The sequence below is a fragment of the Kitasatospora sp. NPDC059722 genome (genome assembly GCF_042733235.1).
In the GTDB taxonomy this organism is placed as follows: domain Bacteria; phylum Actinomycetota; class Actinomycetes; order Streptomycetales; family Streptomycetaceae; genus Kitasatospora.
In genome coordinates, this window is the sequence record NZ_JBHWGD010000026.1 from 64,502 (window position 1) to 83,209 (window position 18,708).

At 72.9% G+C, this 18,708-nt stretch carries 18 protein-coding genes and 1 pseudogene; 16 read left to right on the plus strand and 3 right to left on the minus strand.

Features of this window, described 5'->3' with window-relative positions; genetic code table 11:
* Positions 1 to 166 precede the first annotated feature (166 nt).
* From ACFV4F_RS18730 to ACFV4F_RS18780, 11 genes are all read left to right on the plus strand, one after another.
* Positions 167 to 688 (plus strand): hypothetical protein, encoded by a 522-nt coding sequence (locus tag ACFV4F_RS18730; RefSeq protein ID WP_380503738.1) that lies wholly within the window; start codon positions 167 to 169, stop codon positions 686 to 688.
* Positions 678 to 1,082, plus strand: coding sequence for a hypothetical protein (locus ACFV4F_RS18735; RefSeq protein WP_380439635.1), 405 nt, complete (start codon positions 678 to 680; stop codon positions 1,080 to 1,082). The genes ACFV4F_RS18730 and ACFV4F_RS18735 overlap by 11 nt, the downstream gene beginning before the upstream one ends.
* A gap of 320 nt (positions 1,083 to 1,402) precedes the next feature.
* On the plus strand, positions 1,403 to 2,455 hold the full coding sequence (locus ACFV4F_RS18740; protein ID WP_380439633.1) for a PstS family phosphate ABC transporter substrate-binding protein: 1,053 nt from the start codon (positions 1,403 to 1,405) through the stop codon (positions 2,453 to 2,455).
* A gap of 72 nt (positions 2,456 to 2,527) precedes the next feature.
* The gene (locus tag ACFV4F_RS18745) at positions 2,528 to 3,562 is read left to right on the plus strand and encodes a hypothetical protein (protein ID WP_380503741.1); all 1,035 of its coding nucleotides are present in this window, start codon (positions 2,528 to 2,530) and stop codon (positions 3,560 to 3,562) included.
* A 49-nt stretch (positions 3,563 to 3,611) separates the two neighbouring features.
* Complete coding sequence (locus tag ACFV4F_RS18750) at positions 3,612 to 4,211, plus strand: hypothetical protein (protein WP_380503744.1); 600 nt, start codon at positions 3,612 to 3,614, stop codon at positions 4,209 to 4,211.
* Between the two features lie 241 nt (positions 4,212 to 4,452).
* The gene (locus ACFV4F_RS18755) at positions 4,453 to 7,065 is read left to right on the plus strand and encodes a hypothetical protein (RefSeq protein WP_380503747.1); all 2,613 of its coding nucleotides are present in this window, start codon (positions 4,453 to 4,455) and stop codon (positions 7,063 to 7,065) included.
* Positions 7,066 to 7,224: 159 nt separating this feature from the next.
* The gene (pstC, locus tag ACFV4F_RS18760) at positions 7,225 to 8,256 is read left to right on the plus strand and encodes a phosphate ABC transporter permease subunit PstC (RefSeq protein WP_380498824.1); all 1,032 of its coding nucleotides are present in this window, start codon (positions 7,225 to 7,227) and stop codon (positions 8,254 to 8,256) included.
* A 28-nt stretch (positions 8,257 to 8,284) separates the two neighbouring features.
* Positions 8,285 to 9,505 (plus strand): phosphate ABC transporter permease PstA, encoded by a 1,221-nt coding sequence (gene pstA / locus ACFV4F_RS18765; RefSeq protein WP_380498823.1) that lies wholly within the window; start codon positions 8,285 to 8,287, stop codon positions 9,503 to 9,505.
* A 38-nt stretch (positions 9,506 to 9,543) separates the two neighbouring features.
* Positions 9,544 to 11,355, plus strand: a complete 1,812-nt coding sequence (locus ACFV4F_RS18770; protein ID WP_380503750.1) for a substrate-binding domain-containing protein — start codon at positions 9,544 to 9,546, stop codon at positions 11,353 to 11,355.
* On the plus strand, positions 11,352 to 12,251 hold the full coding sequence (locus ACFV4F_RS18775; RefSeq protein ID WP_380503753.1) for a sortase: 900 nt from the start codon (positions 11,352 to 11,354) through the stop codon (positions 12,249 to 12,251). The genes ACFV4F_RS18770 and ACFV4F_RS18775 overlap by 4 nt, the downstream gene beginning before the upstream one ends.
* A gap of 23 nt (positions 12,252 to 12,274) precedes the next feature.
* Positions 12,275 to 13,210 (plus strand): phosphate ABC transporter ATP-binding protein, encoded by a 936-nt coding sequence (locus ACFV4F_RS18780; protein WP_380503756.1) that lies wholly within the window; start codon positions 12,275 to 12,277, stop codon positions 13,208 to 13,210.
* Here the strand turns inward: ACFV4F_RS18780 and ACFV4F_RS18785 are convergent.
* Positions 13,186 to 14,067, minus strand: coding sequence for an HAD family hydrolase (locus ACFV4F_RS18785; protein ID WP_380439616.1), 882 nt, complete (start codon positions 14,065 to 14,067; stop codon positions 13,186 to 13,188). The two genes, ACFV4F_RS18780 and ACFV4F_RS18785, sit on opposite strands and share 25 nt — an antisense overlap.
* Positions 14,068 to 14,227: 160 nt before the next feature.
* Between ACFV4F_RS18785 and ACFV4F_RS18790 the strand changes: the two genes are divergently transcribed.
* Positions 14,228 to 14,422: a hypothetical protein gene (locus ACFV4F_RS18790; RefSeq protein ID WP_380503759.1), complete on the plus strand. Its 195-nt coding sequence runs from the start codon at positions 14,228 to 14,230 to the stop codon at positions 14,420 to 14,422.
* Between the two features lie 24 nt (positions 14,423 to 14,446).
* Here the strand turns inward: ACFV4F_RS18790 and ACFV4F_RS18795 are convergent, their stop codons facing one another.
* A complete protein-coding gene (locus tag ACFV4F_RS18795) occupies positions 14,447 to 15,340 on the minus strand; it encodes an LLM class flavin-dependent oxidoreductase (protein ID WP_380503762.1) in 894 nt (297 codons plus the stop codon).
* Positions 15,341 to 15,501: 161 nt separating this feature from the next.
* Here ACFV4F_RS18795 and ACFV4F_RS18800 point away from each other — a divergent pair, with 161 nt between their 5' ends.
* Complete coding sequence (locus tag ACFV4F_RS18800) at positions 15,502 to 16,110, plus strand: hypothetical protein (protein WP_380503765.1); 609 nt, start codon at positions 15,502 to 15,504, stop codon at positions 16,108 to 16,110.
* A 162-nt stretch (positions 16,111 to 16,272) separates the two neighbouring features.
* Here ACFV4F_RS18800 and ACFV4F_RS18805 read toward each other — a convergent pair whose 3' ends face one another.
* Positions 16,273 to 16,545 carry a hypothetical protein gene (locus ACFV4F_RS18805; RefSeq protein WP_380503768.1) on the minus strand — a complete coding sequence of 91 codons (273 nt, stop codon included), beginning with the start codon at positions 16,543 to 16,545 and terminating at the stop codon, positions 16,273 to 16,275.
* Here ACFV4F_RS18805 and ACFV4F_RS18810 point away from each other — a divergent pair.
* The 3 genes and pseudogenes from ACFV4F_RS18810 to ACFV4F_RS18820 all read left to right on the plus strand — a co-directional run.
* Entirely contained in the window at positions 16,512 to 17,366 is an 855-nt protein-coding gene (locus ACFV4F_RS18810) for a hypothetical protein (protein WP_380503770.1), read from the plus strand. The genes ACFV4F_RS18805 and ACFV4F_RS18810 overlap by 34 nt on opposite strands.
* Before the next feature lie 52 nt (positions 17,367 to 17,418).
* On the plus strand, positions 17,419 to 18,315 hold the full coding sequence (locus ACFV4F_RS18815; protein WP_380503773.1) for a hypothetical protein: 897 nt from the start codon (positions 17,419 to 17,421) through the stop codon (positions 18,313 to 18,315).
* Positions 18,312 to 18,708: pseudogene (locus ACFV4F_RS18820) on the plus strand (hypothetical protein); the annotation flags it as partial. The gene ACFV4F_RS18815 and the pseudogene ACFV4F_RS18820, both read left to right, overlap by 4 nt.

Below are 18,708 nucleotides of genomic sequence, written 5' to 3' on the forward strand. Positions count from 1 at the left end.
ACGGTTCGGGGACGACGGGGGGAGGCCCGGTGGTGGATTGGTGAAAGCTGAACAAGGGAGAACTTCCCGACCAACGGCGTAAGTTGTCGGCGTCCGCCCCTTCCGGCGTGTCCGTGTGCACACATAGCTTTGCTCCGTCTCGGAGGGGAACCGGACGGGGGGAGCAGTGGACGCGTCGGGCCGTGGTCACGCCGCAGCAGGACCAGCGAGCCGAGGGGGGTTCCGCACCGAGCGGGCGCCGGACGGGCGCTACCGCTGGCAGCTCAAGGCGCCGAACGGGCGGGTGGTCGCCATCACCCCGGCCGCGTTCGAGACGGTCGGCGAGGCCGAGCGCGGCTTCGACGGGCTGCGCGCCGGCGCCGCCGAACTCACCGCGCGCATCACCCACGTCCGGGACGGCATCGGATGGATCTGGGTCGTCCCCGGCTCCCGCAGCCTCCCCGAGGTGCGCTCCAGCCGGGCCTACGAGCGGTACGCCACCTGCCAGAACGCGTTCCGCCGCTTCGTCGTGCTGCTCACCAAGCAGCCGGCGCGCGAGTTTTCGGCGCGCGAGCTGTCGGCGCGCGAGCTGTCGGCGCGCGAGTTGCCCGGGCGTGAGCCGCCCACAGGGGAACTGCCTGGGCGTGAACTGCCTGGGCGTGAACTGCCGGGGCGGACCGCGTCGCTGAGACGCACCGATGGCCGCTGAGCGGCGCGGTCCCCGGCTGCTCGTCGTGCCGGCGGCCGACCGCTGCGTCGGCTGGGCGCTGCGCGCGGCCAACGGGCGGCCGCTCGGCGTGGGCGTCCGGACGTACCGCAACGAGGACGAACTCGCCGACGCCGTAAGAGAACTGCTGATCGAGAGAGCGGTGCTGCGGTGCTCCGTCGGACAGTCCGAGGGGCGCCAGTGGGTCTGGGCCGCCTACCTGCCGGTGCGCACCACCCGGCCGGGGGCGGCCGATTCCGTTCCGGTGGCGCGCAGCGCGCGCGGGTACCTGCGGCGCGACCAGTGCCAGGCGGGGATCGACGGGTTCCTGGCCGGACTCCACCGGCTGGGGCAGGAGGTGCGGCGGTCGGGGCCGGACGGCATCTGGTCGCTGTAGCGCGCCGTCCGTCCGTGCTGTTCCGGTGAAGCGCAGGTATCCGGCAACCCCCCGAGCCGCCACCTGGAGAAGAACGTCCAGGCCCGCTGAGCTGCTTGTTTCCGCACTGTTGCGGACCGGCTGACCAGTCGCTAAACCTCGCCGAACCGACGAATCGACATTCCGGGGCCGGTCTCGACCACCCTTCCGGCGCAACCGCCCCGGCGGACAGGATCTGCACTGCCGGACGGGCCGCAGCGGAGGCGGCCACCGGCCCCGAACTCCCCCCGGGAGTGCGGGATTCACGCGATGGACGTCTCTCCCACCGGAGGAAGAGGAACATGCGTAAGACCGCTGCCAAGCTGCTCACCGCCGCCGCCCTGGCGACCTCGGTCGCCACCGTCTTCAGCGGCACCGCGGTGGCCGACCCGGCCGCCGGTGTCACCCCGGCCGCCCAGGACATCGTGGGTGCCGGCTCGGACACCACCCAGGCCGTGCTGAACCAGCTCTCCACCGCCTACAACGCGACGCTGACGGACCCGAACGCGCCGCGGCTGTACAGCTGGGACGCGATCGGCTCCTCGCCGATCACCCCCAAGACCGGTGCCGGCACGATCACCCGCCCGAACGGCTCCGGCGCCGGCATCAACGCGCTGAACGCCAACACCAGCACGACCCTCGACTTCGCCCGCTCCTCGCGCGGCCCGGTCAGCGGCTCGACCGGCGACCCGGCCACCGACGACTTCGTCGCGATGGCCAAGGACGCGGTGGCCTGGGCGGCCCCGAACAACGGCCACGCCCCGGCGAACCTGACCACGCAGAACCTCAAGGACATCTACACCTGCAACGTCACCAACTGGACCCAGATCGACCCCACGCTGACCAACGCGACCATCAAGCCGTTCCTGCCGCAGAAGGACTCCGGCACCCGGGCCTTCTTCCTGAAGGCGATCGGCAGCGGCACCTCGGTCACCCCGGGCAGCTGCGTCATCCAGGGCACCCAGGAGAACCAGGGCAGCGACCCGGCCCTCGCCGACCTCGACGCCGTGGTCCCCTACTCCGTGGCCCACTACATCGGCCAGGTCTACTTCAACCAGGGCAGCGGCGCCGACGTCCAGGGCCCGCTGACCATCCGTTCGGTCGACGGCACCGCGCCGGTCGACGTCCCGAACCAGAAGATCAGCGACGCCTTCGCCGCCTCCTCCTACGCGCGCGTGGTCTACAACGTCATCCGTGACGCCGAGTGGACCGGCTCGGACGCGCACGCCACCGCGCTGCAGAACATCTTCGGCAACGGCGGCTTCATCTGCAGCAGCGCCGGTGCGACCGTCCTGCAGAGCTACGGCTTCCTGCCGCTGCAGGGCTTCGACTGCGGCAGCTCCATCCACTCCTGACCAACCCCGCACCATCCGGCGGCCACGGGCTTCGCGCCCGTGGCCGCCGCCCCTGATGAGAGGGACGGGACCATGCGCAGGACTCCGGCTCCGCTGTTCACGGCGGCCGTCGTCGCGGCACTCGCCGCGGGCGTCAGCGCCCCGGCCGCCGCCGATCCAGCGCCCGGGGTGATCCCGGGCGCCCAGGACATCGTGTGTACGGCGCCGCAGGGCGCGTCCGACGTGCTGAACCAGCTCAGCGGCGACTACAACGCCTCGCTGACCGACCCCGGCGCTCCACGCTGGTACGTCTGGGGCCCGCAGGGACCGTCGCCGATCACGGCGAAGGCGGGAGCGAACCCGATCACCCGGCCGAGCAACACCACCGGGGGACTGAGAGCTCTCGACTTGCCGGGCAGCGGCGTCGACTGCGCCGGCGCCGCCCGCGACCCGCAGAGCGGCGACCAGGTGAGCGACGACTTCGTGACTTTCGCCAAGGAAGCGGTCGCGGTGGCGGGCGGTTCCCGGGTGCCGGCGAACCTGACGACGCAGAACCTCAGGGACCTCTACACCTGCAACGTCACCAACTGGCATCAGATCGACCCGGCGTACTCCGACTCCATGGCCAAGCCCTTCCTCCCGGCGTACGACTCCAACGTCAGGGCCTTCTTCCTGAAGACCATCGGTGGCGGCAGCCCGGTCATCCCGGGCAGCTGCGTCATCCAGGGCACCCAGGAGAACCAGGGATCCGACCCGGCGCTGAGCGATCCCGACGCGATCGTCCCGTACTCGGTCAGCCACTACATCTGGCAAGTGCTCTACGGCCGCGGCGGCGGCTCGGACGTTCCCGGCCCGTTGACCCTGCGCAGCATCGACGGTGTCGCGCCCGTCGACACGGCGAACCGGAGGATCGGCGACGCGTTCGCCGGGACCGTCTACAGCCACATCCTCTACAACGTCGTCCGGGACGCCGACTGGACCGCGACCGACGCGCACGCCACCGCGCTGCAGAACATCTTCGGCCCCACCGGCTGGATCTGCACCAGCCCGACGGCGGCCGGCGACCTGCAGAGCTTCGGCCTCCTGCCGCTGCAGGGCTTCGACTGCGGCGCTGTCATCCACTCCTGACCGGCTCCTCTCCGCACCAGTGGAACCCACCTCTCCCAAGGAGTTCACCATGTCAAGAACCCGTGTCCGGCTCGCCGCCACCGGTGCCGCCGTCGTCCTCGCCGTGACCGGCCTGAGCGGCGCCGCCGCGGCCGACACCACCGTCACGACCACGCCGCCCACCGGGCAGGCCGTCATCACCTCGGACCTGACGTTCCTCCAGAGCGCGGTGACCAACGGCATCGTGATCGTCCCGCTCCCGCCGGCGACCCCGGCCTACGCCGACACCACCGGCCTCACCACGACCCTCCCGGTCTCGGGCGGCGTCGCGAACATCCCGGCGTTCAACGGTGACATCCAGTTCGGCGGCGACCTGCTGTTCGTCAACATCGCCACGGGCAAGACCGTGATCTTCAAGCAGCTCGACCTCGTGATCAACAAGGGCAAGTTCTTCGCCGTGCCGGACGGCGCGACGGCCCCGGTGGCCCTGCTGGACCCGGCGGGCCGGGTCTCGGTCGGCCGCAACGGCACCGCCCAGACGCTCGACACCACCGGTCTGAAGGTGGACGCGGCCGCCGCGCAGTACCTCGACACCAACCTCGGCACGACCTTCTTCACGGCCGGCCAGTCGATCGGTTCGCTCGCGGTGACCTACACGCCCGGCAGCTGACGTCTCGGCCCGGTGGACGCCACCGGGGCAGCTCGGCGGGTCCGCGCTCCGGCGCGGGCCCGCCCGCCTTGGGGGCGGCCAACTCCGTTACGGGGGAGTCGCGTTGTGGCCTCGTACATCTGGCCGACCGGATCCGGCCATGTCCGGCTGGCCGAATGGTACGCACCGGAGCCATCCGGCCCAGCGCCATCGACGCCCCGCGCCGCCCACCGGCGGCTCGCACCCACCGGAGGTCCCCGCCATGAGAATCCGCGAACCCGACCCGGGAGACCGAGGGTGGTGGCGCCGGCGACTGCCGGCCCTGGCGCTCGTCTGGGCCGTGGTGGCGGCACTCGCGGTGGTCCCGGTGGGCCTGGGGGCGGTGCCCGAGGCGCGGGCGGACTCCGCGAAGACGGTGCAGGGACCGAAGGTCTGGATCCCGGAGAAGAAGGGGTACGGGCCCGAGGGGAGCGTGACGGTCTCCCAGACGGAGAACCTGACCAACCAGGTGCTACAGGTCTCCTGGAGCGGGTTCACGCCGACCCGGTCCGTCACCGGCAAGCCGGTGATCAAGGCGATCAAGGATTCCGAGGACATCGCCTACGCGGTGCGGATCTACGAGTGCAAGGGCGAGAACCCCCTCATCACGGACTGCTACGGAAGCACGCTCTACGGAGGGGAGGCTTCGCTCGGCTTCGAGCAGAAGGCGCGTCCTTCGGGTCTGGAAGCGCCCGAACTCCGGTCCAACATGGTGATCGCCGCGACCGGCCAGGACGGCTCCGGCGCGGCCTCCATCGAGGTCTGGAACAAGCAGCAGAGCGTCGGACTCGGGTGTGACGCGGCGAACCCCTGCTCCCTCGTGGTCGAGCCGAACTACGGCGGCGACCCGATCGACTACTACAAGCTCCGCAAGGGCCAGGCCGACTGCGAAGACCACCGGATGGACGTCGGCTCGCAGATCTTCAAGGCCGCGACGGACTCCACCCTGCGCCCCGGCATGGAGAACTGGAAGACCAGGAACCGCAGCAGCGAGCAGTGCGCCTGGGGCCATCACGTGGTCGTCCCCCTGCACTTCGCCCCCACCCCGGACGACTGCGCGGCGGCCGCCGCCGACCTCCGGGCCCAGGGCCTGGAGATGGCGAACCGCGCCATGCAGCAGTGGCGGTCCGGTCTGTGCCTCGGCAGCTCCCCGCTGACCGTCCAGTACGCCTCGGCCGGCGGTGAACCGCAGGCGCGGACGGCGTTCTTCGGCGGGACCACCGACGTCGCGCTCACGGCCAGGCCGGACCAGTCGCCGCCGGCCCGGCCGTACGTCTACGCGCCCCTGACCACGACCGGCATCTCCGTGGTGTTCGCGATCGACGACAGGACGACCGGGCGCCAGATCCGCGACCTGCGGCTGAACGCCCGGCTGCTGGCCAAGCTCCTGACCCAGTCCTACGACTCGCCGGGCGATCCGATCAAGTCGGTGGCGGGCAACCCGACGTGCCTGTTCACGGACCCGGAGTTCATCAAGCTGAACCCGCAGACGGAAGCGAACGGAATCCACTGGCCGACCAGCTGCGGCGGGATCCTGACCGTCTTCCCGTCCGTCGCCGGCGGTACCACCGACCTCACCTACCAGGTGACCGCGTGGATCGCGAGCGACCCCGAGGCGGCCCGTTTCCTCGACGGCGAGCCCGATCCGTGGGGCATGCGGATCGACACCTTCTACCTGCGGCCGCAGTTCCCCGGGTACCCCGTCGAGGCCTTCCAGCCGCAGGACTTCACCGGCCCGGGCGTGTCGACCACCACCGTGGACCTCGCCCACTGGAAGCAGTACGAGTGGAACCCCTCCCTGCTCGGCCTGAGCCGGGTGGCCCGCAACATCCTGGAGGGCAAGCCGACCTGCCAGCAGCCGAACTCCGAATCGGACGGCCGGCACCTGGACTGCCCCGTCCAGGCCCCGGGTGAACGGGCCCTGCTCGCCATCATGGACGCAGGCCAGGCCAAGGCGTTCTCGATGCCCGAGGCGGCCCTGCTCAACCCGGCGGGCGCCTTCGTCGCCCCCGAGCGGTCCGGCTTCCAGGCCGCCGTCGCCGGCATGACGGTCGATGCCGCCACCGGCGTGCAGCAGCTGCCCTACGGCGCCGCGGACACCGCGTACTCGCGGGACCAGAAGGCCTACCCGCTGACCACCGTGCAGTACGCGATGGTCCCGACGAGCGGCGTGCCGGAGGCCAAGGCCGGTGCGATCGCGAACTTCCTCAAGTCGGTCACCAACGGCGGCCAGGTGTACGGCATCGAGCCCGGCCAGCTCGCCCCGGGCTTCCTCGCCCTGACCGCCGCCCAGCGCGCCCAGGCCCAGGACGCGGCCGCGCACGTGGCCGCGCAGGACGGCAAGCTGCCCGGGAACCAGGCCGCCCCGCCGAACCCGCCGGCCGGCGCGGGCGGCACCTCCGGGGGCGGCGCCACCTCCGCCCCGGCGGGCGGCAGCGGAGGCTCCACCCCGGTGAGCGACAACGGCTCGGCGGGCGGCACCGCCCCCGACGGCACCGGGACGGGCTCCGGCCGGAACGGCACCGCCACCGACGGGTCCACCGCGGCCGGTACGGGCGCCGGTGCGCCCGCTGCCGCGGCACCGCCGGCCGCGGGTGCCAAGCCCACTGGGACGCCGACCGCCAAGGGCCCGCTGTCCGCCGCCCCGGTGGCGGCCGGCACCCCGCTGGCCGACCGATCGGGCCTGGCGCGGCTGCTGCTGCCCGTCGCCCTGATCGCCGGCCTGGTGCTGGTGGTCGGCGGGCCGGCCGCGCTGCTCCTCGGCGGCACCCCGGCCGGCGACAAGGCGGTGGCCGCAGTGCGCCGGGGCTGGTCGCGGCTGCGCCGCAGGCCCTGACGCCGACGCGGCGAACGACTCGGCGGGGCCGCCGTCCCGGCCCCGCCGAGCCCCTTCCGGCGGGCGCACGCTCCCTGCCCGTTCCCCCACAGCCGTTCCATGCAGCCGTCCCCACACAGCCGTTCCCCCGCAGCCGCCCCCGAGCACGGAGAGCAGACCATGACAGCCGCCGCCGAGCCCGCGGCACCGTACGCCGGGGCACCGGGCCAGCCCGACCGCGGGCCGGACGAGGACGTCCCGCGCATCATCACCGCCCCCGCGACCGCCGGCGACCGGGTGTTCCGCGGCGTGCTGCGGCTCGCCGGGCTCTCGGTCTTCGCGATCATGGGGCTGATCGCCTTCTTCCTCGTGCTGCGCGGCGCCGACGCGCTGCGCATCGTCGGCTGGTCCTTCCTGACCGAGCGGAAGTGGCAGACCGGCGCGCACAGCTTCGGCATCGCGGCGGTGCTCCCGGACGGTCTGCTGATCGCCGTCATCGCGCTGACGATCGCCGTCCCGGTGGCGCTCGGCACCGCGATCTTCATCTCCGAGTACGCGCCCCTGCGGCTGCGCGCACTGCTGATCACCCTGGTCGACCTGATGGCGGCCATCCCCAGCATCGTCTACGGCCTCTGGGGGCTGTTCTTCCTCCAGCCGCGCATCCTCGGCCTGGTGCGCTGGATGGCCAACCACCTCGGTGACGTGCTCCCGTTCCTGAAGGTGCGCACCGGCGACGTCGGACCGTCCTACACCTCCTCGACCTTCATCGCGGGCGTGGTGGTGTCGCTGATGATCATTCCGATCGTCACCTCGCTCTCCCGCGAGGTGTTCTCCCAGGCACCGCAGGGCGAGCGGGAGGGCGCCTACGCGCTGGGCTCGACGCGCTGGGGGATGGTCCGGACCGTGGTGCTGCCGTTCGGACGCGGCGGTGTGATCGGCGCGGTGATGCTGGGCTTCGGCCGCGCGATGGGCGAGACGATCGCCGTCGCGCTGATCATCTCGCCGAGCTTCCAGACCATCACGCACGTCCTGGAGAACGGCGCCAACTCGATCCCGGCGCTGATCGCACTGCGGTTCGGCGAGTCGGACTCGCTGTCGCTCTCCGCGCTGATGGCGGCCGGTCTGGTGCTGTTCGCGCTCACCCTGCTGGTCAACGTGGCGGCCGGCTTCGTGATCAACCGGTCCCGTTCCGGCTCCGCGACGGCGGACTGACCATGACGAACCCCGAAGGGACGATCCGATGACCACGCTCGACCTGCCGCCGGTCGCGGCGTCCGGGCCCGCAGCCGCTCCCGCGCCCGACGGACGGCCGCGACCCGAGAAGCGGGTGAAGCTCGGCGGCATCACCCGGGACGACGTCTTCACCCTGGCCGGCGCGTCGGCCGGCTCGCTGGGCCTGGACTGGATGCTGTACGAGCGGGTCCTGCCGTTCAGCGGCGTGCTCGGCTTCCTGATCTGCTGGTACGTGCTCTTCCTGGCCGGCTACTACGCGCTCGGCCGTCTCCAGTGGGGTCCGATGATGGTGCGCGACCGCTTGGTGGCGGTGGTCGCCTGGAGCGCCGGGCTGCTCATCGTCGGACTGATCGCCGACCAGATCGGCTACGTGACGAGCCGTGGGATGGACGCGGCGCAGCACCTCAACTTCTTCACCGAGTCGATGGAGAGCACCGGCCCGCTCAGCCCGATCACCTCCGGCGGTGCGCTCAACGCGATCGTCGGATCGCTCGAACAGCTGGGCCTGGCGACGTTGTTCGCGGTGCCGCTGGGGATCGGCGCGGCCGTCTTCATGTCCGAGGTCGGCGGCCGGATGGCCCGGCCCGTACGGACGCTGGTCGAGGCGATGACGGCGCTGCCGTCGATCGTCGCCGGCCTGTTCGTCTTCGGCGTCGTGATCCTCACCTTCGGGTTCGAGAAGAGTGGCTTCGCCGCCTCCCTGGCGCTGACCGTGATGATGATGCCGATCGTCACCCGGGCCGCCGAAGTGGTCATCCGGCTGGTGCCGGGCACCCTGCGCGAGGCCTCGTACGCGCTCGGCGGCAGCCAGTGGCGGACGGTGTGGAACGTCGTGCTGCCCACCGCCCGCCCAGGACTGGTGACGGCCGTCGTGCTCGGGATGGCGCGCGGCGTCGGTGAGACCTCGCCGGTGCTGCTGACCGCCGGCTTCACCGCACAGTTCAACGGCAACCCGTTCGAAGGGCACCAGGTGTCGCTGCCGCTGTACATCTGGAACTACGTCAAACAGCCCTACGACCCCATGATCGCGCGGGGCTTCGCCGCCGGTCTGACCCTGATGGGCGTGGTGCTGGTCCTGTTCGTCACCGCGCGTCTGCTCGGTGGCCGCCGGCCCGGTCAGCTGACCGGGGCCCAGAAGCGCCGGATCAGCCGGGACGCGCGCCGCGCCGAGGCCGCCGCGCTGGCCGCCGTCTCCCGTCCGGTCGTCGCCGTGCCGAGGAGTCGCTGATGTCGCACTCAACCAACCGCAGTACCAGAGGAGTTCTCATGTCGTGGGAGGCCGCAAGGCGCCCCGTGGCCCGCACGGTGGCCGTACTGCTGTCCCTCCTGCTCGCCTCGGGGACCATGCTGGCGCGCAGCACTCCGGCGCACGCGGGCGTGGTGCTGAGCGGCGAGGGTTCCAGCTGGGCCGCACCGGCCCTGGACCAGTGGCGCCAGGACGTCCGGACGCAGGGCATCGGCATCGACTTCGCCGCGACCGGCTCGGCGAACGGCCGCGCCTCGTGGCGCAACAACCAGACCGACTTCACCGCCTCGGACGTGCCGTTCCGCTCCAAGGAGGACACCGGCCTGAACGAGGCGGGCCGGCGCGGCGGCGGCGGTGGCGCCGAACAACCGACGTACGGCTACTCGTACGTGCCGATCACCGCGGGCGGCACCACCTTCATGTACAACCTGCAGATCAGCGGGAAGCAGGTCCGTGACCTGCGGCTCTCCCCGCAGACCATCGTGGACATCTTCACCAACAAGATCACCAACTGGAACGATCCGAAGATCACCCAGGACTACGGCAGGCAACTGCCCAGCCTGAAGATCTTCCCGGTCGTCCGCTCCGACGGCTCGGGCGCCACCGCGCAGTTCACCCGCTGGATGTCGCACACCTACGGCGCCCAGTGGGACGACTACTGCAAGGCGGTCAACTCCGTCAGCTGCGGTGAGTACACCGAGTTCTTCCCGGCGTCCAGCCCGATGGTCGCGCAGAGCAGCTCCGACACCGTCGCCAGCTACATCATGGCGCCCACCAACCAGGGCACCATCGGCTACGACGAGTACGCGTTCGCCAAGAAGGCCAACTGGCCCGTGGTGAAGGTGCTCAACAAGGCCGGCTACTTCTCGCTGCCGACCGCCTCCAACGTGGCGGTGTCGCTCACCGCGGCGAAGATCCGGGGTGTCGACGACGACACCCCGGAGTCCGACCCCAATTACCTCCAGCAGAACCTCGACGGCGTCTACACCATGGACGACCCGCGCGCGTACCCGATCTCCAGCTACAGCTACCTGATCGTGCCGCGCTCCGACTTCCTCAAGCCGCTGCCCCGGTTCAACGACGACAAGGGCGCCGCCCTCAGCCGGTTCCTCGACTACGTGCTGTGCGAGGGACAGGGCGAAGCCGATCAGCTCGGCTACTCGCCGATCCCGTACGGCCTGGTCAAGGGCGGGCTGAAGCAGAGCAAGCACATCCCGGGCAACGCCAGCAAGGTCAACGCGGACAGCCTGGCGGGCTGCGCCAACCCGACCATCAACCAGGCCGGCGAGCTGACGCTCCTCAAGAACGCCCCGATGCCCAGCCCCTGCGACAAGCAGGGCCAGGCGCTCGACTGCACCGTGCAGAACGGCCAGGCGGTCAGCAGCGGTTCGGGCCCGGGCAGCGGCCCGGGCGGCAGCGGCGGCGGCGCGGCCGGCGGCACCGGCGGTACGGGCAGCGGCGGCGGCACCGGCAAGGCCGGAAACAAGGGCACGGGCGGTGGTGGCACCGCGGGCGGCGCCGGCGGTGCGGCGGCGGCCGGCGGCACCGGCGACCCGAACGCGCAGGGGGCGGCCGCCGACCCGAACGCGGCCGCCGGCACCCCCGGCGACCAGCCCGTCGACGACGTCGTCGACCCGCAGACCGGCCAGGTGGTGGCCCGCGGCCGCGGCGGTGCCGGGGAGGTCGCGGCGAACGTGGTCGACGTGGCCGGAAAGCCGGACGACTGGATGCTCAGCACGCTCACCGCGATCGAGCTGATCGCCGTCGTCCTCGTCCCGCCGCTGCTCGGCCGCCGGCTGCTGCGCCGCCGCACGTCGGGCGGCGCGTCGTGACGGCCCCCGTGCTGGAGAAGCCGGCCGCCCCCGCCCCTGGCGTTCCGGAGCCGGCCGGTCCGGCCGGGCGGCCCGCGGTGACGCCGGGGCGGCGATGGTTCCTCCAGGCGGCCTGGGCGGTCAGCCTGCTGGCCGCGCTGGTCCTGGGCTTCGTCGGCTTCCTGTTCACGCTCTCGGACATCCAGGAGCGGCACTACCAGTCCACCGCGCACAAGACCTTCCGGGACCAGCTCGCCCGCGCGGTCGCCCCGACCGGCTCCGCGCCGGACGGCGAACCGGTGGCGCTGCTGGACATCCCGGCGATCGGCCTGCACCAGGCCGTCGTCGTCGAGGGCACCACCGGCCGGGACCTCATGCGCGGGCCCGGCCACCGGCGGGACACCGCGCTGCCCGGCCAGAGCGGGGTGGCGGTGGTCTTCGGCCGCGGGGCCACCTTCGGGGCGCCGTTCGCCGAACTGTCCAAGCTGCGGGTCGGCGACCGGATCGAGACGACCACCGGGCAGGGCACGGCCAGCTACACCGTCAACGCGTACGGCGACGGCGACGCCCCGATCACCGACCCGGCCCGCGACCGGCTCGTCCTGGTCACCGGGGACTCCGACTGGATCCCCGGCTCCACCGTGATGATCGGCGCCCGGCTGGACGGCGACCCCCAGCAGAACCCGGGCGGCCGGCCCGCCACCGTCCCGTACGACAAGGCGCTGGCCGCGGACAAGGGCGCGCTGGCCACGCTGCAGCTGTGGTCGCTCGGCCTGCTCGGCGCGGTGGTCGCCGCCCTGCTGCTGGCCCGGTACTGGCGCCGCTCGACCGCCTACCTGAGCCTCGCACCGGTGGTCGGCGCGGCGCTCTGGGCGGTCTACGAGAACGCCGCCGCCCTGCTGCCCAACCTCTACTGACGCGCGCCCGGAGGACCGTACCGATGACGGATGCACCGATGACCGACCACCCGCCGACCCCGGCCCGGCCGGCCGACGCGCCGCACCCGGCGCCGCACCCGGCGGCGGACCCGGCCGCCGACACGCTCACCCTGCCGCCCGTCCAGCCGGTGCCGCGGTACGGCACCGGGGCCGGCGGCGGGGCGCTCGCCGCCCTGGAGACCCGGGACGTCTCCGCCTGGTTCGGCTCGCGCAAGGTGCTGGAGCGGGTCTCGCTGGCGATGCCGGCCGGCGAGGTCACCGCGCTGATCGGCCCGTCGGGCTGCGGCAAGTCCACCTACCTGCGGATCCTCAACCGGATGCACGAGATGGTGCGCGGCGCCGCGCTGGCCGGCGAGGTCCTGCTGGACGGCGAGGACGTCTACCACCTCGACCGACGCCCGGCCGAGGTGCGCCGCCGGATCGGCATGGTGTTCCAGCGGCCCAACCCGTTCCCGGCGATGTCCGTCCAGGACAACGTCGCGAGCGGGCTCAAGCTGGCCGGGATCAAGGTGTCCAAGGAGGAGCGCCGGCACCTCGTGGAGACCAGCCTGCGCCGGGCCGGGCTCTGGGACGAGGTGGCCACCCGGCTGCACACGCCCGGCGGCGCGCTCTCCGGCGGTCAGCAGCAACGCCTGTGCATCGCACGGTCGTTGGCCGTCTCGCCGGACATCCTGCTGATGGACGAGCCGTGCTCGGCGCTCGACCCGACCTCCACCCGGCGGGTCGAGGAGACCATCGCCGAACTGCGCGGGCGGCTCACCATCGTGATCGTCACCCACAACATGCAGCAGGCCCAGCGGGTCTCGCAGACCTGCGCGTTCTTCCTGGCCACCCACGACACCCCGGGCCGGATCGTCGAGGCCGGGCCGACCGAGCAGGTCTTCGGCAGCCCGCGCGACCGGCGCACCTCGGACTACGTCAACGGCCGCTTCGGCTGAGGGAGCCCGAGGATCCGCTCCAGCACCGCCGCGACGCCGTCCTGCTCGTTGCTCACGGTGTGCAGCGCCACCGCCGCCAGCACCTGCGGGTGCGCGTTGGCGACGGCGTACGCGGTGCCGGCCCAGTCCAGCATCTCCAGGTCGTTCGGCATGTCGCCGAAGGCGACCACCTCGGTGCGGTCGATGCCGTGCCCGGCGCACCAGCGGGCCAGCGTGCTGGCCTTGGTGACGCCGGGCGCGCTGATCTCCAGCAGCGGGATCGGCGCGGAGCGGGTGATCTCGGCCAGGTGCCCGGCGGCCTCGCGGGCCTCGCCCAGCAGCTTGTCCGGGTCGAGGTCCGGGTGCTTGGCCAGCAGCTTGAACAGGCCGCGCACCGGCCCGTCCGGCCCCAGCAGCAGCTCGGCCGGGCCGATCGGGTGGTCCACGTCCTCGCCCCACATCGGCACCTCGTACCCGGGCTCGCGGGCGAACCCGGCCGGGTACTCGAAGGCGAAGGACGTGCCGGGCAGCTTGGCGCGCAGGATCTCGACCACGGCCAGCGCGGTCTCCTCCGGCAGCGGGAAGGACTCCAGCAGCTCGCCGCGCCGCACGTCGACGACCGCGCCGCCGTTGGAGCAGATCGCCACCCCGTGCCCGCCGATGTGCGGGCTGACCTGCTGCATCCAGCGCGGCGGGCGCCCGGTCACGAACACCACCCGCACCCCGGCCGCCTCGGCCGCGGCGAGGGCGGCGGCGGTGCGGTCGGTGACGGTGCCGCCGCTGCACAGCAGGGTGCCGTCCAGGTCGGTGGCGATCAGGCGGGGGGCGCGGGGTTCGGTCACCGGTCCATCTTCGCCCATCGGCGGGGTACCGGTCATCGGCGGGACCGCCACCCGTCCTCCGACCCCGGTCGGCCTTCTTTCGGCCCCGGAAGCGCCGTTTCCGGCCGATTCGCCCGGGGCGGGGGTGTCCGGCTTCCGCCCTCCGGGCAGGACCCGCATGGCCGAGCAGACCGCCTCCCCGTCGGCAGGAAGAGCCATGCCCACTCGCCAGCTCCGGGACGAGACGCTCCCGACCGCCCCTCCCGCGGCCCGCGCCGCCCCGCGCGAGCCCGTCCTCCTCGGCGACGTGCTGTTCCACGCCCTCGCCGAGATCGCCCGCCGGGGAGCCTCGGACGGGCCCGCCGGGCCGGAGCCGAAGCTCCCCGCCCAGCGCACCCGTCCGCACCCGTGATCCGGCCGTCGGTCCCCTGAGCCGCTAGCCCTCGCCGAGCTGGGCGAGGCCCTCGGCGGCGATCTCCTCGAAGACGGCGAGGTCGTTCTCGAAGATCGAGCCCGGCACCGGCCAGTGGATCACCAGCTCGGTGATGCCCAGCTCGCGGTAGGTGCCCGCCCAGTCGACGAAGGCGCCCAGCGACTGCAGGGGCTTCTCCGCCGTCGAGCCCTGGAGCAGCACCTTCTCCAACGTCGCGACGTCCCGGCCGACGGCCTCGCAGGCCGTGGTGAGCTTCGCGATCTGCCGCGCGATGACCTCGGGCGCCTGCTCCACCGGCACGTCCGCCGGCCCGCGCGGGTCGCCGTACGTGACCCAGCCCTGCCCGTGCTCGGCGGCCAGCCTCAGCCCGCGGGGGCCGGTCGCGGCCACGTAGAACGGGACGCGCGGCGTCTGCACGCAGCCGGGGATGTTCCGCGCCTCGACCGCCGAGTAGTACGTGCCGGCCTCGGTCGTGGCGTCCTCGCGCAGCAGCTTGTCCAGCAGCGGCAGGAACTCGCCGAAGCGGTCCGCCCGCTCCTTCGGCGACCACGCCTCCTGGCCCATCGCCGTCGCGTCGTAGCCGACGCCGCCGGCGCCGATGCCGAGCGTCAGCCGCCCGCCGGACACGTCGTCCAGCGTGATCAGCTCCTTGGCCAGCGTCACCGGGTGCCGGAAGTTCGGCGAGGTGACGAGGGTGCCGAGGCGCAGCCGCTCGGTGGCCGTCGCGGCCGCGGTCAGGGTCGGGACGGACCCGAACCACGGCTCGTCCCGGAACGACCGCCAGGAGAGGTGGTCGTACGTGTACGCGGCGTGGAAACCGAGCTCCTCGGCCCGCCGCCAGATCTTCTGCCCCTCGCCCCACCGGTGGATGGGGAGGATCACGGTGCTCAGTCGCATGGGTCCGACCCTACGTCGCCCGTGCGCCGGTGTCCGGTGGCGCAGGGGGCGCCCAGGGGCGCGGGGGTGCAGGTGCGGGTGTGCGTGGAGCGACGGTGGGAGGCGCTAGTCTGTCGGCCGCACCGATAACCTGATCATGCGTCACACGGGGGTTAGTCGTCATGCTCGTTTCCAGGAAACTGCTCTCCGCCGCCCTGGTCGCCACGGCCGCGTTCGGCCTGGCCGCCTGCGGCCCGGACAACTCGTCCGACCAGGCCGGCGGCGGCTCCAGCACCGCCGCCGCCGCGCCCACCGGTGCGCCCGCCGCCGCCGCGCCCACCGGTGCGGCCACCGGCGCCGCCTCGCCGACCGGGAAGGCCAAGCCCACCGGCAAGCCGTCCGCCGGCGCCACCGACGCAGGCCCGGAGGGCATCTGCACCCACGACCCGCTGCCGGCCGGGCAGAAGTGGATCGTCCCGGTGAAGGGCACCAACGGGACCACCCTGGTCTACAAGGACACCAAGGACGCCTGCGGGGTCGACGACGTCGCCCTCGAACCGACCGGGCCCGACAAGACCGCGCAGTTCGCGCCCGCCTTCAAGGCCCAGCTGCGGTCGGTGGTGAAGCCGCCGATGGACGCCAACGCGGAGACCCTCGCCAAGCACGTCAACGAGTGCATCGCGACGCCGGGCAGCGACAAGGGCGTCTACCCCTGCCAGAACAACGTCTTCAAGGTGACGCTCGACGCCTCCGGCAAGGTCGTCGAGATGTGGGAGAAGGCGGTTTCCTGAGGCGCGGCCGCCCGCGCCGGTAGCGGGTGGCGCAGGGCGAACGGGGCGGATCGGCGGTCGACGCCGGTCCGCCCATTGCGTTTGGATCACGGCGTGCCCGATTCATCGGGAATTGGGAGGGAACGTGGTGATGATTTTGTTGGCGGATTTCTCACCGGCCTCTCATACTTCCTGCTGAGACGCGTGCCGGACGGTCCGGAGAGCCGCTGGGGGGCGGTGTGCGAGGGGCCCGCGCGCGACATTCCACGTTTCCCTGGGGGAGTTCCTTGTCCGCGCCCGAAAACGAGCACCCCGCGGAGCAGCCGGTAGCTGCTCAACCCGCTGTTCCCGGTGCCGAGTTGCCCGCCGCGCCGATGGCCGAGCTGACGGCCGAGCCGATGGCCGCACCGATGGCCGCACCGATGGCCGAGCTGACGGCCGAGCCGATGGCCGCACCGATGGCCGAGCTGACGGCCGAGCCGATGGCCGAGCCCGTCGTCGGGGCGCCCGCCGAGGCGCCCGCGCGCCGACTGCCGCGCGCCGTCGGCATCGCGCTCGCCACCGCCGGGCTGCTCGCCGTCACGGCGACCAGCGCCGCCGTGACCGTCGCCGTCGGCAAGCCGGACGCCCGCCCGGCCGCCGCCGCACCCGCACCGACGGCCGCCGCGTCCGCGTCCGGGACGGCCTCCGCGAGTCCGACGCCCACCGCCGTGCCGCTCCCGACGCCGACCGCCGTCCCGACCACGCCCAAGCCGGCCAGCACCGTCAAGGGCACCGTCAGCGGCGGCAAGCACGACGGCGACCTGCGCTACTTCCTGCTCCCGATCCCCGACGGCGGCGAGTCGTACGGGCCCGTGGACGGGGCGAAGCTGAGCGACGACGACGTCGCCGAACTGTTCGGCAAGCAGGACGGGATCATGGGCATCCTCGGCTCGTACGGGTACAAGGAGGGCGCCACCCGGATGTACCGCACCGCCGACGGCAAGGCCGAAGTCACCGTCACCCTCCTGCACTTCGGCTCCACCGCGATGGCGACCGAGTTCGTCAAGGGCTACACCGTCAAGTCGCAGGACCCGATCGACATCGACGGCGACCCGAACGCCCACGGCTACGTCCACAAGCCCAAGCAGCAGGCCTACACCGGCTCGATGACCGGCATCTCCAGCCAGGGCGACGTCCAGTACACGATCGACGTCGAGGTGAAGGGGACGCCGGACAAGGCGCTGCTCAGCGAGCTGATGAAGCGGCAGCGCGAGTGGCTCGCCTCCGGCGGCTGAGCCCGTACCGCCGCCCGCCCGCCGTCGTCCTTCCTTCTCCTGGAGCCACTTCGTGACCACCGAACCCGTGGAGCCGTCGCCCGGCGACGCTCCTCCGCAGCCCGCGGCCCCCGCCGCGCCGCCTGCCCCGCCGGTGCCGCCGCAGCCCGTCGCCGCGTCCGACGCCATCGCTCCCGAGGCCGTCGCTCCCGACGCCGTCGTGACCGGGCCGCCCGGTGCCTTCGCGCCCGACCTCCTGGCCGTCGGTCCCGAGCCCGCGCCGCGCGTCCCGCGCCGGCCCCGGCCGGTGCTGCTGGCCGTGTGCGGCCTGGTGCTCGGCGTCCTCGGCGGTGGCGGCGTGGGCTACGCCATCCAGGCGCAGCGCCCGCCGACGCCGCTCCCGCCGCTGCAGGTCGCACTGCCGTCCTACCCGGCCGCGACGGTCGACCCGACCGCCTTCGCCGCCGAGCAGCCGCAGCCGCTCGCCATCGACGGCGACCTGCGCAAGCTCCTCCTCACCGCGCCGGAGGGCAGCAAGCCCTGGGGCGAGAACCCGGACAAGCCCTCCTGGGTGTCGACCGGCGACCTCGCCGAGCACACCGGCGACGCGGTCCGCGAGTTCAAGGACCTGAACTCGCGCGGCTTCCGGCGCGCGGTGGAGGTCGACTGGCAGAAGGACGACGTCAAGTACCGCGTGTCGTTGATCCAGTACGCGCCCGAGCACGCCGGCGAGGCGAAGTCGCGCGCCACCGTCTTCCGCACGCAGCCCTTCGAGAAGGGCGCCAACGGCGGTTACAAGGTGTTCGACCAGCCCAATTACTGGTCGGACAGCAAGGATCCGTACTACTACGGCCACGCCGTGGCCCAGCGCGGCACCGTCGTGATGGAGGTCGAGATCTTCGGTGCCAAGCCGGTGACGTCGAACGCCGTGGAGGACCTCGCCAAGCAGCAGTGGGAGCGGCTGATATGAGCGACAGCACCGTGACCGGGGCCGAGACCCCCGAGCAGCCGCACACCACCCCCGTGCAGCCCGCCGCCGAGCAACTCGCCCCGGAACAGCAGCCCGCCGCCGGGCGGTTCGCGCCCGGGCCGTTCACGCCCGAGCAGCCGGCCCCCGTCGCCCCGCGCCCCCGCCCGGCCTCCGGCCGCCTGTTGCGCGCGGGTGCCGCCACGGTCGCCGCGGCGCTGGTCGGCGTGGTCATCGGCATCGGCATCATCAAGACGCAGTACGACGACCCCGCCCCGGGGGCGCCCCCCCCCCCCCCCCCCGCCGCGGCCGAGCTGAGCCTGGGGAGGAGAGGCGAGGGGGAGCCGCCGCAGCCCCACGGCGAGTTCGAGGCCCTCGTAGACTCGCAGCACGCGC